The sequence below is a fragment of the Algimonas ampicilliniresistens genome (genome assembly GCF_030159955.1).
GTDB lineage: Bacteria > Pseudomonadota > Alphaproteobacteria > Caulobacterales > Maricaulaceae > Litorimonas > Litorimonas ampicilliniresistens.
Genome location: NZ_BSNK01000002.1, coordinates 872,904 through 889,579, shown reverse-complemented (window position 1 = coordinate 889,579; position 16,676 = coordinate 872,904). Strand labels below are relative to the sequence as shown.

Annotated in this window: 10 protein-coding genes; 2 read left to right on the top strand and 8 right to left on the bottom strand. The window is 54.3% G+C overall.

The features are described from left to right. Positions 1-126 precede the first annotated feature (126 nt). Entirely contained in the window at positions 127-2,724 is a 2,598-nt protein-coding gene (gene clpB, locus QQL54_RS12125) for an ATP-dependent chaperone ClpB (protein ID WP_284391042.1), read from the top strand. A 108-nt stretch (positions 2,725-2,832) separates the two neighbouring features. Here clpB and QQL54_RS12120 read toward each other — a convergent pair whose 3' ends face one another. Together QQL54_RS12120 and QQL54_RS12115 are read right to left on the bottom strand one after the other, a co-directional pair. Then, entirely contained in the window at positions 2,833-3,753 is a 921-nt protein-coding gene (locus QQL54_RS12120) for a DUF4282 domain-containing protein (protein WP_284391040.1), read from the bottom strand. Between the two features lie 177 nt (positions 3,754-3,930). Continuing rightward, positions 3,931-5,313, bottom strand: a complete 1,383-nt coding sequence (locus tag QQL54_RS12115; RefSeq protein ID WP_284391038.1) for a M23 family metallopeptidase — start codon at positions 5,311-5,313, stop codon at positions 3,931-3,933. A 170-nt stretch (positions 5,314-5,483) separates the two neighbouring features. On the opposite strand from QQL54_RS12115, the gene QQL54_RS12110 reads away from it, so the two are divergent. After that, the gene (locus QQL54_RS12110; RefSeq protein WP_284391037.1) at positions 5,484-8,588 is read left to right on the top strand and encodes an intermembrane phospholipid transport protein YdbH family protein; all 3,105 of its coding nucleotides are present in this window, start codon (positions 5,484-5,486) and stop codon (positions 8,586-8,588) included. Here the strand turns inward: QQL54_RS12110 and QQL54_RS12105 are convergent. The 6 genes from QQL54_RS12105 to QQL54_RS12080 form a co-directional block, all read right to left on the bottom strand. Beyond that, positions 8,585-9,268, bottom strand: a complete 684-nt coding sequence (locus QQL54_RS12105; RefSeq protein ID WP_284391035.1) for an MBL fold metallo-hydrolase — start codon at positions 9,266-9,268, stop codon at positions 8,585-8,587. The two genes, QQL54_RS12110 and QQL54_RS12105, sit on opposite strands and share 4 nt — an antisense overlap. A gap of 305 nt (positions 9,269-9,573) precedes the next feature. Next, a complete protein-coding gene (hisS, locus tag QQL54_RS12100) occupies positions 9,574-11,067 on the bottom strand; it encodes a histidine--tRNA ligase (protein ID WP_284391033.1) in 1,494 nt (497 codons plus the stop codon). A 40-nt stretch (positions 11,068-11,107) separates the two neighbouring features. Beyond that, positions 11,108-11,485 (bottom strand): response regulator, encoded by a 378-nt coding sequence (locus QQL54_RS12095; RefSeq protein WP_284391030.1) that lies wholly within the window; start codon positions 11,483-11,485, stop codon positions 11,108-11,110. A 111-nt stretch (positions 11,486-11,596) separates the two neighbouring features. Then, the gene (gene pgi / locus QQL54_RS12090; protein WP_284391028.1) at positions 11,597-13,147 is read right to left on the bottom strand and encodes a glucose-6-phosphate isomerase; all 1,551 of its coding nucleotides are present in this window, start codon (positions 13,145-13,147) and stop codon (positions 11,597-11,599) included. A 99-nt stretch (positions 13,148-13,246) separates the two neighbouring features. Continuing rightward, a complete protein-coding gene (locus QQL54_RS12085) occupies positions 13,247-13,990 on the bottom strand; it encodes a hypothetical protein (protein WP_284391026.1) in 744 nt (247 codons plus the stop codon). 329 nt (positions 13,991-14,319) lie between these two features. Beyond that, positions 14,320-16,293: a ribonucleoside-diphosphate reductase subunit alpha gene (locus QQL54_RS12080; RefSeq protein ID WP_284391024.1), complete on the bottom strand. Its 1,974-nt coding sequence runs from the start codon at positions 16,291-16,293 to the stop codon at positions 14,320-14,322. Positions 16,294-16,676: the final 383 nt, after the last annotated feature.

Below are 16,676 nucleotides of genomic sequence, written 5' to 3'. Positions count from 1 at the left end.
ACCGATCAAAATAATATAGATCCACCCCTTACACTTTAGGACATCATTCCTATCTCAGACTCAGCATCATGCACTGGCGATCTGCGCTATTGCACATCCAAAGAATTTTGAGACGAGGACGGTAGAATGGATATCCAAGCCTATACCCAACGCGGCCGCGCAGTCATTCAATCGGCGCAAACCGAGGCTGTAACGCGTGACAATCAACAGATCATGCCTAGCCACATCATGTTGGCTTTGCTGATGGAAGACGGCGGATTACCGCGCAACCTAATCCAAATGGCGGGTGGGTCCGCTGAAGCTTTGCAGGTCAATGTTGAGCGTACGTTAGACCGTCTGCCCAAAGTTCAGGGCGGGTCAGGGTTATCCCTATCCCAAACGGCGGCAAAAACCTTTGCCAGTGCGGAAAAGACCGCCAAGAAAGCAGGTGATGCCTTTGTCACGGTTGAACGCCTATTGCTGGCCACAGCTCTAAATGCCGATAAAGACTTAGTCTCTGCGATGGATGCCGCTTCCGTCGACATATCTCGCCTGACTGAGGCGATTAAAAGCGTAAGAAAGGATGACCCTGTGACATCTGACAGTGCCGAGGATCAATATGACGCCCTGTCCAAATATGCGCGCGATCTGACGCAAGCCTCTCGCGATGGCAAACTCGATCCTGTTATCGGGCGCGACGAGGAAATTCGCCGAACAATCCAAGTGCTGAGCCGACGCGGTAAGAATAATCCGCTGCTGATCGGCGAACCGGGCGTCGGCAAAACCGCTATTGCAGAAGGCCTCGCTAACCGCATCGTCTCAGGGGACGTGCCGGAATCGATCCGCGACAAACGGTTGCTCGCCCTCGATCTGGGGTCGCTCGTCGCAGGTGCAAAATATCGCGGTGAGTTCGAAGAACGGCTCAAGGCTGTGCTCAAGGAAGTGGAAGACGCAGATGGACAGATCATTCTGTTCATCGACGAAATTCACCAGCTGGTTGGTGCCGGCAAAACGGATGGCGCGATGGATGCGGCCAATCTGCTCAAACCCGCGCTCGCGCGCGGAGAGCTTCACTGCGTCGGCGCGACCACGCTGGATGAATACCGCAAACACCTGGAAAAAGACGCGGCGCTCGCCCGCCGCTTTTTAACCGTGTTCGTTAGTGAACCGACCGTAGAAGACACGATTTCGATCCTGCGCGGACTCAAGGATAAATATGAAGTCCATCACGGCATCCGCATTTCGGACGGATCCATTGTGGCCGCGGCAAAACTGTCAGACCGTTACATCACCGACCGCTTTCTACCCGACAAGGCCATCGACCTGATGGATGAGGCGGCCTCACGCCTGCGCATGCAGGTCGATAGCAAGCCAGAAGCGTTGGACGAGATCGACCGACGGCTAGTTCAGCTGAAAATCGAAGTCGAAGCGCTCAAAAAGGAAAAAGATGATGCGTCTAAGGATCGGCTTGAGAAACGGAAAGCCGAGATCAAAGACCTGACCACCCAATCCAACGAGATGACGGCGGCTTGGGAGGCTGAACGTGGCAAATTGGCCTCCGCTACAGACGTGAAGGAACAGTTGGAGCAAGCCCGCTTCGAATTGCAGAACGCTGTGCGTCAGGGTGACTATGAAGCCGCTGGCCGGTTGCAACATGTCGAGATTCCAAAACTAGAGGCTCGAGAAACCGAGTTGGAAGATAGCGATGTTGACGTGATGGACTCGGAAACCGTCACCTCTGAAACGATCGCCGCTGTGGTGTCGCGCTGGACCGGTATTCCCGTCGAAAAGATGCTGGAAGGTGAACGCGATAAGCTGATGGAAATGGAGACGCTACTGAGCGCGCGCGTCGTCGGCCAGGACAGTGCAGTTGAGGCGGTGTCAGACGCGGTGCGTCGTGCCCGCGCAGGGCTGCGTGATCCACAGCGACCAATCGGCTCCTTCATGTTCCTCGGCCCAACTGGGGTCGGCAAGACCGAACTGACCAAGGCGCTTGCTGGATTTCTGTTCGATAGTGATCAGGCGATCACCCGTATTGATATGTCGGAATATATGGAAAAGCACAGCGTCTCGCGCCTGATCGGTGCACCGCCCGGCTATGTAGGCTATGAGGAAGGCGGCGCGCTGACAGAAGCCGTCCGCCGTCGTCCCTATCAGGTCGTTCTCTTTGACGAGATTGAAAAAGCTCATCCGGACGTCTTCAACGTATTGTTGCAAGTGCTCGACGATGGTCGCCTGACTGATGGTCAGGGACGTACGGTTGATTTCCGCAATACGCTGATCATCATGACATCCAATATCGGGGCGCAGCATCTGCTAAATCTCGGCGACGGAGAAAGCGTACAGAAAGCCAAAGTTGGCGTAATGGCAGAGGTCAACGCACATTTCCGGCCCGAATTCCTCAACCGGATTGATGAGATCTTGTTGTTCGAAAGACTGAAGCCTGAACATATGGGCGCGATTGTCGATATTCAGATGAAGCGCCTACAAGGGTGGCTGCGTGACAAACAGATCACGATCGAACTAACCGACGCGGCACGTGAGCATTTGGGCAAGGCGGGTTATGATCCGAGCTACGGAGCCCGTCCGCTCAAACGCGTTATTCAAAAACAAGTGCAAGATGAGCTCGCCCGTGAACTTCTTGCTGGGCGTATTCATGACGGCGATACGATCAAGATCGACGCTGCTGGCGGCAAAATCCGTCTGAGCGTCTTGGGGTCCGTCGCGCTCGACGCTCAGCCCTAATAGAGCCAATATTGACGATAGTTTCTAAAGACATCGCAGTCTTATCGACCAAATAAAAAAGCCCGGTTCAATGAACCGGGCTTTCATAATTCTTGAGGCTGGAGCCTATTATTTGGATTTAGGTCCAGGCTTTTTGCGCGGCGTGCCGTCTTTCTTGAGCAGATTACCATCTGCGTCACGTGGGATTGGTGCCCCTTTTTTCGGCCCCGGCTTAGTCCCGGTTGTGGATTTATTCTTTGAACCCTTCGGACGACCGCGACCGCGTTTAACGGGCGCGGCAGTTGTCGCTGCATCGGCTGTTGTTTTATTCTTAGAGCCCTTCGGACGACCGCGGCCACGCTTCACAGGTGTCGTGCCGTCTGCAGATTTTGCCTCTGTCTTCGGCTTGTTAGTCGAACCTTTAGGACGACCGCGGCCCCGTTTGACAGGCGCGGATGCGCTGGCTGCAGATGCTGTGCCAGCTTTAGGCTTATTCGTGGAACCCTTTGGACGCCCGCGACCACGCTTAACGGTGGTTGAGTCGACTGCAGATGGCTCTAATGCCTTCACGGGTGTTGGCTCATCACCAGCTTCTGGGACAGATCCTTTACCCATAACAGCTTCGGTCTTTTCCTTGGACGTCATCGAAGGTGCTTTTGTATGGGTGACAAGACGAGTCTTATCCGTGGCACTTTTAGTTATCTCCCGCGTCCGAGCCGTGGCATGCTCAGCGGCTTTAAGCGCTTCTCCAACCGGATCAATATCGGCCAGTTCCGCTTTTCCACCATCCGGCGAAAGATTGTCGTTAATTCTAAATATTGCGACAAAAATTTCCGACACAATCCGGATCGTGACAAGAACGAGCAGGACTTCGGCAAAGAAGCCGACAAATTCAATCAGCCTCGCAAGTGGATCTAGCGCAATTGTATCAAGCGCTTCAGCAGAATAGGCCAGTGCCCATACGATGAGAGCCAGCCAAAAAAATGGGACAATGAGCTTCTCTTTGAACAATTTGTCGAAAGAGAAAAAGAAATTGAGCAGGTTTTTCATGGGGAATATCTACCGGTGAAGTCGAAAATCTAGCGGGAGCGATAGACCAGACTGAAATAGATACGCAAGCGAATTGGTCTGTTCGACCAACCTAAAGTTAATCAAATAATACTTACACGCCAAAAAACCCCTAAGGCGTGATCGGATAAAGAAATATCGGCGGAATTAACGTGTGAATTAACCCGGAATTTCGGCCGACATGACTGCCATAGGCTGCGCTGGCTGCACAACCGTCGCATTGGCACGAAGGGATTCGATCTCAGCCCGGCGAGACTCAAAGCTTGGTAATTGATCTTTAGAGAGCGGCTTGCCTGACAATTGGCTCAGACGACGCGGATTAATTTTCTTGCCATTGTGAATGACTTCATAATGTAGGTGCGGGCCAGTTGAGCGACCCGTCGTACCCACATAACCGATAACTTGGTCCTGCCGCACACGCGCGCCAGCTTTAATTCCTCGCGCAAAACCTTTCATGTGAGCATAGGCCGTTTTGTATCCATCCGTATGACGAATACGGACATAATTACCAAAGCTGCCATACCGGTTCGCGCGTTCGACTACGCCAGACCCTGCGGCCAAAATTGGGGTCCCACGCGGCGCGGCGAAGTCTACGCCCGAATGCATTTTTCGATAGCCAAGAATTGGGTGTTTCCGGCTGCCGTAAGATGAGGATAGGCGCGCGCCATTAATCGGTGTCGCGCGCAATTTACGCTTGGCGGTTTTGCCATCAGCATCATAAAAATTCTCTCGACCGTCATTGTCTTCGAACAGCCAATAATCGAGCGTGCGTCCTCGAGGTGAGAATGAGGTATAAAGAAGATCGCCGGCTTTGACGATATTACCCTTATGATCGCGAGCGACTTCAAAGAAGAGTTCAAATTCATCGCCAGGTTGGATGTCGCGTTGGAAGTCGACAGAATATTCATAGATATTGGCGAACTGCGCCACGACTTTGTCCGGCGCACCAAGGCGAGTCGCATCAACATAGAGCGAATTTTCAATCGTCGCCCGAACCGACAAGGTCTCATAGCGGAACTCAGCTTCCACAGCGCGAGATAACCAGTCTTCCCCTTTACGGGACACAAAGATCGTTTGTTCTGCAAATGGCCGGAACGTCACATCGCTCACAACGCCGTCTTGAAGATGTAAATTAAAAGTCTGACCGCCTCGCAACCGACGCGGTGAGAAGTCTTTGGAAAATGCTTGTACGAAACGATGCGCATCGGACCCGCTCAGGCCTTCGCGTTGCAACATTGGCCCTAGATTGTCGCCGGGCTTTAGCGTGACTTCACGAATTTCACGTCGAGGCACGATAAACTCATCAGATAAAGCCATGTCGAAGCGGGACAAATCATGAGCAGGCGTTGCGCTAACCAACTCTGCAACATCGGCGGCTTCGTCATTGATGGGGGATTGCGGCAGCGCCATCAATGCAATCAAAGTCAGCGCCCCACCTGCCACCAAAGCTTTAAGCTTATTTCGTGTCGGAATTTGGGTCGAACTATATCCCGCAAAAGCGCGCATTCGGACAGACAGTTCGTTTTTGAAAGTGTCAGTCATGTGTCGTGTCGTCCTTGGGCACTGTGTCAGGGTCGGAATGTGTCACTGGGTTTGGCTTGCTTCCCATTGTGCCCGCCTCCCCTTCGTAAAGTGTTAACTCTATTGTCGAACTCAGTCACCTTACCGCTTTTTTATGGTGGGTTCAGATTAGCCCGCGTAAGTGTTCTGGCATGAGCGCGGCCATCCATGCAAACAAGAAGCGCAAACCCCTTCAGCGCGCGCTCCGTATTCTGGCCTGGCTGGTTGCGACGGCGCTGCTGATTATTGCGCTGGCCGCCGCCTGGGCCTGGTCCAATCGATATGAGTTGGTCGAACGTCAAGCGATCACCTATCTCGGCTCCCTCGGCATTGACGCGGACCTGAAAATCAGATCCGCAAACGGTAGATCAGCAGATATTCGCAACATCCGCCTGTCCTATGAGGACGACCCGTTTCTTACTATTGATCGCTTGCAAGCCTCATACCAATGGCGAGAGCTTCTGAACGGGGCCGTAGAACGCCTCGTCTTCACGGGATTAGATGCGACGATCACGGTCGATGAGACTGGGCAAATTGTTGATGGCTGGCGTCCGCCCTCGACAGGTAGCGGTGGCGTTGCGTTACCCCCTGATGGGATTGAGGTCGAACGCGGCACAATCCTGTTGAAAACGCCCTTCGGCAACGTTCCCGTTTCGGGAGACGCCACCATTAAGAGCCTTGAGGCCTTCACCTTCGACGGCAGGTTAGCAGAAACCACGCTAACCCGCGACGGCGTGAGTGTGACTGCGGCCGGACCTGTTTCGATTGAGCGGCAGGGCAAACCCGTGTCTGTAGAGGCCCCAGAGACACGACTGACGCTCAATCATCCATCCGGTAATGTGCGCGACACAGTTTTGTCTACCACAGCAATTTTCAATCCAGATGATAGCTCGCTCTCGGGTCGCGCCCGATTGCAAGGCGGCGCGTTCGACGCATCTGCGGGTCTGGCTGGCGAGCTAAAGAAGGTAACGATTGACGGACGATGGGTCGATGGGTCTGCCACCGCGGACATTGATGCACAGATCACGGACTTAACCGTGACAAATGCAGACCGACGCAAATCTCTCTCGCGGACACTCAGCTTAGCTGACCTGTTGTCAGATACGCCTGTCGCAAAAAATTTCGCGCCCAGTCTGGTGGGTCCGGTCGCAGATTTACTCATCGGCGCTGAGTTGGACGCATCCGTATCACTTTTGCTCAACAAACAACAAAGACAGCTGTCTCTGCGCGGGCCAATGACCGTGAAGACGAAAAAGACAACCGCTATTCTCTCGCCTGTCGCAGACATGGCTTTCTACCGCTATCAGGATAATTCAGGCGAGTTTTCGCTCAACACTCAGATCGATCTCTCTCGCCCCCTCCCTCTTTCGCTCAACCCTCTGAATGTCCGCATTCGGTCAAACGATGGATTGACTATTGACGGGATAGCGAGCGCAACGGGACAGTTTAAAACACACGCGCCATGGCGTGCCACGACCCGAGCGGGACGGCCCGCGCGGGTCGCTCCTTTATCAGTCGGTTTTGAGTATGACGCTCCATTGGACAGCCCTTCTCGCCTGATGCTCCGCTGGGCCGTCGATTATAACGGTGACATTCCCGGGGGTTATGTTGAAAGTTTGACCGCAGGGGGTGTCCTGAACATGCGACTTAATGCGGGTCGGACCCAACTTGACTACAAACCTGACCGCAAGCTGACGTTCTCAAAGCTGGAAACAACGTCTGACTGGCGTGTTGAAAATTTCTCCGGATCTATCGCCCCACGCTCGCCGGTTTACGCGCGCACCGCATCGGCTATCACTACGATCCAGACCAATCTCAGCGATGCAAGTTTCTCCGCCGTCAGACCCGCAACTGACTCGTTAGATGTCGCCACGCTCTTTCTACAGGTTGGCAGCGCCAAGATCGCGGGTCGGGTCCAAAACATAGCCCAAAATTGGGACGTCGGATTTTCCGACGTCAGCGTCAAATCGGAAACCTTCCCTGTCATCGGCACAGATCTCACTTTACCAGAGGGTGAATTGACGGTCGGTCTGTCAGCTGATGCCCCGCTATCCTTCTCCATGACTGCACCTGCATCAACACTGATCACGCCCGGCTATGTCGTGCGCGGCATGGCTGTGGATGCAGCAGGCACGATTGAGCGCTATACAATGAACTATAGTGGCGGACGGGTGCGCATGATCTCGCAGACGGAGGATGCGATACCGCTTCCGGTTCTGCCAGTATCTGGTGACTTGACCGTCGACGCGGGCATCTTTTCCGGACAGGCGCTAACATTTCTGCCCCGTGTGCCAGATACACCGGTTAATATCGTCTACCGAATGATCGACGGTCAGGGTGAAGCCGACGTCACGATCGACCGCCTTCGTTTCAAACCTGGTGGCTTACAACCGCAAGAGATGGCGCCAGCCCTGCGCGGTAAGATTGCACGGGTCGATGGCATCGTTGATGCCAAACTCCATATCTTATTTGGCGGTGAGACGCCGCCATCCGGCACGGGCTCCATTGAAATTTTTGACATGTCGCTCGGCACCGCACCTGGTCCGATCACGGGCCTGTCGGGACAAATTGAACTCACCTCACTCTTTCCGATTGTCACAGCCCCCGACCAGCGTTTGCGCATTCGCAGTTTCGATCCGGGCTTTCCGTTGGAGAATGGTGAACTCGTTTATGCCTTGGTGGCTGACGGTGTTGAAATTTCCGAAGCGGTTTTCCCCTTTGGTGAGGGTCAGGTTTCGTTCGATCCATTCACTTGGGTTTATAGTGCCGTGGAAAACCGCGTTGTTCTCAGGGTTGCCGAGGTCGAAATTGGTGAGTTCCTGAAAGACATTGGCGATGGCCGACTATCCGCAACAGGCACATTGGTCGGCACAATTCCGGTCCTCGTGCGTGGTATCGATGTACGTGTGGATGATGGGCGGCTTGAAGTCCGCAATGGGGGCACCATCCGCTTCAAGAGCCAGGGTGGAGTCGACGCCCTACCGAATGAGTATGCACAACAAGCTATTAAAGCGCTCGAAGATTTCAATTACGAGGCTCTATTTCTCGAAATTGACGGACCGCTGGATGGCGACATAGAAATGGGCGTTCTGTTTACCGGCTCCAACCCTGAAGTGCTGTACGGTGTTCCGTTTCAGTTCGCTATCACGGTCGAGGGCGAGTTGTTCAATATCGCGAGAAGTCTCAATCCGAATGGCCTACAAGAGCGGATCGTCGCATCGGTCGTCAGCCAGCAGCAGACCGACAGTCAGCCTTAGCCAGGTCCACTTGTGTTCGGCCCAGATGTCGCGCCTTCCCCGACAAATGGATTGTGCCGCCGTTCTTGTCCGAATGTGCTCATATTCCCGTGACCTGGCACGAACCGCATCTCATCGCCCAGTGGGAAAAGTTTGGTCTTGATACTGTCGATCAGCTGCGCGTGATTACCTTTGGGGAAATCCGTTCTCCCGATTGAGCCCTCAAATAGGACATCCCCGACAAAGGCGATCTTCATGTCTTGATTGTGGATCACCACATGGCCCGGCGTGTGACCGGGCGTATGCGAGACATCGAAGGTGATATCGCCGAGTTTTAACTGATCGCCCTCATCCAGATAGCGGTCCGGGACCACGGCGCGGCCCATACCAGGATGGCCATAACGTGCCCAGTGATCTCCAATCTCATCCATCCAGAACTGGTCGTCCTTATGCGGACCGATGACCGGGACACCCGTTTCCTCGCGTAGCTGATCCGCCCCGCCCGCATGATCGAGATGGCCATGCGTCAGCCAGATTTCAGTTAGGGTGACGCCGAATTCCTGTAGCTTAGCGCGCAAGCGGTCCACTTCACCGCCCGGATCGATCAGAACCCCCTTCATCGTCTCCGTATCGTAGAGCAGAGAACAATTTTGTTGGAACGGGGTGACGGGAATGATCTTAAGTTCAAGCATGGCGCCCATGTCGGGGGCAATGAGAGCTACGTCAACGCCGTGCATGACAAAATGGACATTCAGGGAGTGTTCAGAGCGAACATCCTACTCCGTCATTAGGCCGTTCGCGGTCTCTCTCTTTTCAACTTGGCTCGAACGTTCGCGTTCGGGCCTTTTTTTTGCGCGAGGTGCATTCTCTCACAAACATGTCAGCCAATCGTCATGCTGAGGTCACGATTGAGGGGTTAAGCAAGATCATCCCTTAACTGGGCGGCTTGCGCCATTCCCTCCCCTGACGAACGCGCAAGCTGCCCCCCTTTTCGGGTGGCTCACACTTATTCTGACATCATATCTCGGATCGTGGCGACAGCTTGATCACGGCTGACCGTTTGTTGGGCGGGTCGTGCCGACTTCCACTCTTCATTTGTCTCAATCGCTTTCGCCATTTCCGCGCCAAGGACAAGATCCTTGATTGTCACCTCGCCGGCTGCCGCCTCATCCGACCCAATCAGAACCGCTAAGGTCACGCCGCGGCGATCCGCATATTTCAGCTGCTTGGTTACATTGCCCGATCCGGTGAAGACTTCTGCCCGGATGCCGGCCGCCCGAAGCTCAGAGGCAAGTTGGAAATAGTTGGGCAGCAAAGCACGGTCGAAAACAGTGATTAGAACAGGTGGTTGCGCGGCAGCAACCAGCGCATCCATGCGCTCCAATGCGGTCACGAACCGCGACACGCCAAAGGAAAAGCCCGTTGCCGGAACCGCTTGGCCACGAAAACGCGAGACCAGATCATCATAACGACCGCCACCGCCAATCGAGCCGATCCGGACTGGGCGGCCCTTACGGTCGGTAATTTCAGCGAGTAACTCCAGCTCAAAAACGGGACCGGTATAATAGCCAAGACCGCGAACAACCGATGTGTCGAAACTCACGCGCTCCGGACCGAAACCAGTCGCTGTCAACAATCGGTCGATCTCCGCCAACTCATCAACGCCCGCCTTGCCGCGATCAGAGATGCCGACCAATCCGGACAGAGTTGCCAAAGTGACTTCGCGGTCGGGGTCTGACGCTGTGGTGAAACCGAGAACAGCGCGGATCCCAGCCGGGTTCAGCTTTGCCCCCTTGGTATAGTCGCCGGACTCATCTTCGCGGCCTTCACCCAATAAAGCTTCGACGCCATCTTCGCCCAGCCGGTCCAACTTATCGATCGCGCGCAGAACTTGTAAGCGCTGCATCGCGCCCTCTTCTGTATTAGCAACACCCGAGGCTTCAAGAATACCGTCAAGGAGTTTGCGGTTGTTCACGCGCACAGCATATTGATCATCCCCTAGGCCAGCCGCCCGCGCGACCTCAGCCGCGACCATGATCATTTCTGCATCGGCAACAGCACCACCCGCGCCGACCGTATCAGCGTCGCACTGGGTGAATTCTCTGAAGCGACCCGGGCCAGGCTTCTCATTCCGAAAAACAGAGCCAGCCTGATAGCGCCGAAATGGTTTCGGAATACCATCGTAATTTTCTGCCACATAGCGTGCGAGCGGGGCGGTCAGATCATAGCGCAGTGATAACCACTGCTCATCATCATCCTGCAAAGCGAAAACCCCGACATTGGGGCGATCTTCGTCCGGTAGAAATTTTCCGAGTGCATCGGCATATTCGAAAGCAGGCGTTTGAAGTGGCTCGAAACCAAAAGAATCATAGACCGCGAACGCACTTGCGACGAGCGCAGCTTCCGCGCGCATGACATCTGCCGGGCGATCCTCAAATCCACGCGGTCGGCGTGCCTTTGGGCGGAAAGGTTTATTCTGCTTTTTCGATTTCTGGGCCATAGCGCCGCGCCCCTAGCGGGCGGCGCGAGGAGCGGCAAGCCTAGCTATCGGATGGGCTGTCACTAACTGGGCCAAATGCTATGGCGATATCCTCACGCGTGTAAGGCTTTTTTAGCAGAGGCTGGCTCTGATAACGCTCTGGAAGGATCGAGAGATCACTATAACCCGTGGCAAAAACAAACGGGATACCGCGTTCCTGCAACGCGTCAGCAACGGATACAGATGTATCATTATCGAGATTGAAATCGAGGATTGCTGCCGTAATTTCGGCTGACTTGATCGCGCTGAGAGCTTGGTCGCACGAGCTAGCAATATGGACTATGGTCGCTCCAAGCTCAGTTACAAGCTCTTCGACGTCCATGGCGATGATAAAATTGTCTTCGACAATCAGAACATCGCCGGTGAAGACGGTGGTCAAATTGGGCCCCTTCGCGAACCATGACTCAACTCGGGTTCCGTCCAGATCCGATTGAGCTTTAATATGTTGTGGCCGCTTAAACTACTTCAATCGAGCAACCAATAACATGGGTTATCGCGCCATGCGAATGAGGGCGATTGTTGATGGATCATGTTGACCAGCCTCACCGCTCTCCAACTCTGACAAAATCGTCTCCGCTAGAACTTTGCCAAGCTCAACACCCCATTGGTCAAAACTATTCAGCCCCCAGATTACGCCCTGCACGAACGTCTTGTGTTCATAGAGCGCGATCAAGTGACCAATAGCCGATGGGGTCAGCGCATCTAGTGTGAGGGTCGTTGACGGACGATTGCCCGGAAAGGTTTTTTGCGGAGCCAGACTGTCAATGTCTTCGCGGTCCGCATTTTCCTGCCGGACAACAGCCTCACCCTTGCCGAGCATGAGTGCTTCGGATTGCGCGAAACAATTGGCTAAGAGCGCAAGGTGGTGATCGGGACGATCTTCGTGATCTTTGAGTACAGCCACAAAATCCACAGGCGCACCGCCATTACCACCATGACTTGTGCCCTGATGCAGCCATTGGAAGAATGCGTGCTGACCATTCGTGCCTTCATCGCCCCAGATAACAGGACAGGTAAGTCCCGCCTGTCCCCCGTCGCGCGTTGCGCCTTTGCCATTACTCTCCATTTCCAACTGCTGTAGAAACGCCGCTAGCTTCCGCAGACGCCGCGCATAAGGGATCACCGCCAAACTATCATAACCATGTGCGTTGCGGTTCCAGACCCCAATTAACGCCATCAAAACGGGGATGTTTTCCGCCATTGGCGTATCGCGGAAATGTCGATCCATCGCGCCCGCACCATCCAACATCTCGCCAAAGGCATCCGGCCCGTAAGCAATAGCCAAGGACAGACCAACTGCGCTCCAGATGGAATAGCGTCCACCGACCCAGTCCCAAAAATCGAAAATATTATCCGGATCGATCCCGAAATCGATTGCCCGGTCACGGTTGGCCGACACTGCTAAAACATGATCGGCCGCAGAGCATCCTGCTGCCGTCAGCCAATCCCGAACCGACTCGGCGTTCATCTTAGTTTCTTGCGTCCCAAAGGATTTAGACACCACGATCACCAATGTGCGTTTCGGGTCTAATCCCCGGATGGCATCATTGACGGATGCGCCGTCGACATTATTGGCAAAATGCAGACGCGGTGACGCCGTCAGAGTGGCCGCAAAGGCATCAGCGACCAGACGCGGCCCAAGGTCAGATCCACCAATGCCAATATGAACAATATCATCAAACCTGTTTGAAGACCGAATGTCTGTCGCGAAACGTCCCATGCGCGCGCGCATAGCAGCGACGTCATCAGCCACAGCCTTACCGCCCACACCGCGCAAGGCCGTATGAAGAACCGCTCGCTTTTCGGACTGATTGATCGGGTCGCCCGCGAATAGACGCTGTTGCCAACCCGGCACATCCAGCGTGTCCGCCATGGCAATCAAAGCCTCAAGATCGTCCGCGCTCACATGCTGTTTGGAAAAATCCGCCCGTAGAGGTCCGACTCTGTGGCACATCCGATCAAGCCGGTCTGGTTCGTCATCAAATAAGGACGCGATAGACGGCGTGGAGACTGCGCGGGACTTGAGATCATCTAAGGTCATGGCGCGAGCCTATGCGCAACCGCGCATGGATGTTCAAGCGGTCACACGGATTCGATATTGTGTCGTTTGCTGACTGTCAGCGCGACAGTGTCGCTGCGCTTAACGTTTCCAGGTGAAGGACAGAGCCGCGGCGTCTTCATTGTAGCTAAAGCCCTCTGCATTGGCTTCGCGGCGTAGATAGGACAGCGAAACATCCGCATCGCCGATCCGGTAACCAAGGCCAGCTTGAGCATCACCAACGATGATGCGGTCTTGCAGATGGAATTGCCCCGAAGAGAGTTGGCGGACACCATCAGGTGAATAGGTCAGCGCTTCGGCGTCTGCGCCAGCAAAGAGGTACCAAGTGTTCGCCCCCATTTCGGAGCCGCGACGCAAATCTTCACCAATCTCAACGACGGCACCGACTAAAGCCGAGCTACTATCATCATCGAAGCGGAAGCTCGCCCGTGGACGTAGGACAAGGTCAATGCCGTTATCCTGCTTGGCCGCAATGAATTTGGAAATCCCCACATCAACACTGCCTGATCGTCGCGCACAGCTTGCTGAACCGCTTAGACAGTTTGGATTTGAAAGATCGAGCTTGAATAGAGTGGAGCCAACCGCATCAACCGGAAGATCCAAGCTTGGCACGAATAGATTGTCGAAACTATCAATGGCGCGTGATGGCCCTGTCGGTAAATTATAGGACAATCCGTTAGAGGCTGGCGGGGTCGAGGGAAGCTGGATCGATTGAAGATCGATATTCGGTTTCGGATCTTGAGCGTGAGCAGGGACCGCTAGCAGGAGGCCTGTCAGAAGGCCAAATGTCAACGTCGCCGCGCGGTGTGCGGTCTGACGAGCCATCTTTTTGACTCTGCGATGTTTGGACATTGCCAACATCGGAGATCCTTTTCCTGTTTGCCGATTGATCATTTCTGATCAGCCGACGCGTCTTTTACCCCTTCGAGCCTGAACAGTTCCCGAACGTGAAACCACTTTGGCGGTATTTTGCCTAACACTTCAATAGCAAGTGTTGTGCCGAAAGGCCCTTAGGATCACTTTGGCACGAAAATGTGGCAACAAGGTCACGGTTCTCTTAACATGGCGCAATGTAAGCGATGAAAAAGGGCCCGAAGCGATGCTCCGAGCCCTTATTTCGATAAATATATACACGCTCTACGTGCACAATATCACTATTGGCAAGCGATACATTCCTCATAATCGGTCGGAGCAGCCGCTTCCATCGCCACTTCAATCTCCGATTTTGCACTCTTATCCTCGGTTTGACCCGCAAAACCCGCCCGCTGTACCGATTTGGAACGGCAATAATAAAGCGACTTCACGCCCTTCTCCCAGGCTTGCCAATGCAGCATATGGAGATCCCATTTGTCGATATTGCCGGGCAGGAAGATGTTGAGCGACTGTGCCTGACAGATCAATGGCGCACGATCCGCAGCATGTTCGATCACCCAGCGCTGGTCGATTTCAAAGGCTGTCTTAAAGACGTCTTTCTCATGGTCGTCCAAACAATCAAGATGATCGACAGAGCCTTCATTCTCTAGGATTGTTGCCCAGATCCCATCCGTATTCTTCCCTTTCGCTTCCAGCACCTCTTCGAGGAACTTGTTGCGAACGGTAAAGCTGCCAGACAGTGTCTTATGCGTGTAGATGTTGCCTGGAATAGGCTCAATGCCCGCTGACGTGCCGCCACAGATGATCGAGATCGACGCCGTCGGCGCAACCGCCATCTTGTGCGAGAACCGCTCCATACGGCCCGCATCGGCTGCATCAGGGCAAGCTCCCCGTTCTTCTGCAAGCGTCTGGGACGCCGCATCAGCTTGGCTACGAATATGGTTGAACAAGCGCATATTCAGCGACTTGGCCATGGCACTTTCAAAGGCCACGCCTTTCTTTTGCAACAGACTATGAAAGCCCATCAGACCGAGACCGACAGAGCGTTCGCGCATGGCGGAATAGACGGCGTCAGACATGCCGTCTGGCGCGCGGTCGATAAAGTCCTGCAACACATTGTCGAGGAAGCGCATAATGTCTTCGATGAAGCCATCGACATTCTTCCACTCGTCATATGTTTCGGCATTGATCGACGAGAGGCAGCACACAGCCGTGCGTTCCCGGTCAAACTGATCCTTACCCGTGGCCAGCATGATTTCGGCACAAAGGTTGGACTGCTGTACCTTCAGGCCAGCGTCGCGCTGATAGTCCGGTAATTTGTCGTTCACCGTGTCTGAGAAGATCAGATAGGGCTCGCCCGTTTGCAGGCGCATTTCGATAATTTTCTGCCACAAGGCCCGCGCATCGACGGTCTTGATCACCTCGCCGGAAGCCGGAGAAATCAAGCCGAATTCCTCGCCGGCCCGCACCGCTTCCATGAACTCGTCCGTGATATTCAGGCCGTGATGCAGGTTCAGTGATTTGCGGTTGAAGTCGCCAGATGGTTTGCGGATTTCCAGAAACTCTTCGATCTCTGGGTGGTGAATATCAAGATAGACAGCCGCGGACCCCCGGCGCAGCGAGCCTTGGGAAATCGCCAGAGTCAGACTGTCCATCACGCGGATAAAGGGAATAATGCCCGACGTCTTGCCGGCACGACCAATTTTCTCACCGATAGAGCGCACACCACCCCAATAGGTACCGATGCCGCCGCCATTCGAAGCGAGCCAGACATTTTCATTCCATGTGCTGACAATCGATTCGAGACTATCATCAACGGAGTTGAGGAAACAACTGATGGGCAGACCGCGACCCGCACCCCCATTGGAGAGAACTGGCGTGGCTGGCATGAACCAGAGCTGGGACATGTAATCGTACAGGCGCTGCGCATGCGCATCGTCGTCGGCATAGACAGCGGCGACGCGGGCAAACATGTCCTGATAGCTCTCCTCGGGCAGAAGATAGCGGTCAACGAGTGTCTTTTTGCCAAAATCGGTCAACAGCGCGTCGCGCGACCGATCTTGCTTGGGCGCTCGAGCGCGCTTCTTTTGATCAGCAGCCTTCGGCTTCTGGCGTTTACGTGAATCGCCGCCTTTAGGCGCAATGGCGCGCGCGATCAGCTGACTGGCAGCCTCTTCAGCATGCTCCAATTCGGCCACATCCAATTCTTTTCCAAACTCAGCTTCACTCATATTCACGGTGCTCTCTTCCCCCATAATTTGGGTCTTTGCAGACCGAAACGTCCCTGCGGCCCGGCGGTAAAGTCGGGCTCGCCTTCGTTGAAGTTGTGAAGACGAAGCAGGGAGCTTCTAACTACATATAGTGTCGCTCACCGCTAATACGTCAACACCTTGTGTGGTTCCAATGGGGGAGACAGGCTTAACAACTCGTTAAGGCCTTGGTTTCGCGACAAATATTTCGTGCCGACGTCACGCGATTGTCGCGCAGGTCAAAGACCGCCTTCGGCTAAGTCTTTGAAGTGTTTCAAAGAATCGATTTCGAAACGAAACCATGCGCCTTGTCTATGATTGTGGATGGGGCTGTATAACCATCCCGCCTGCGCAACGATTCTTACACAGGCACACGCATTGAACACCGC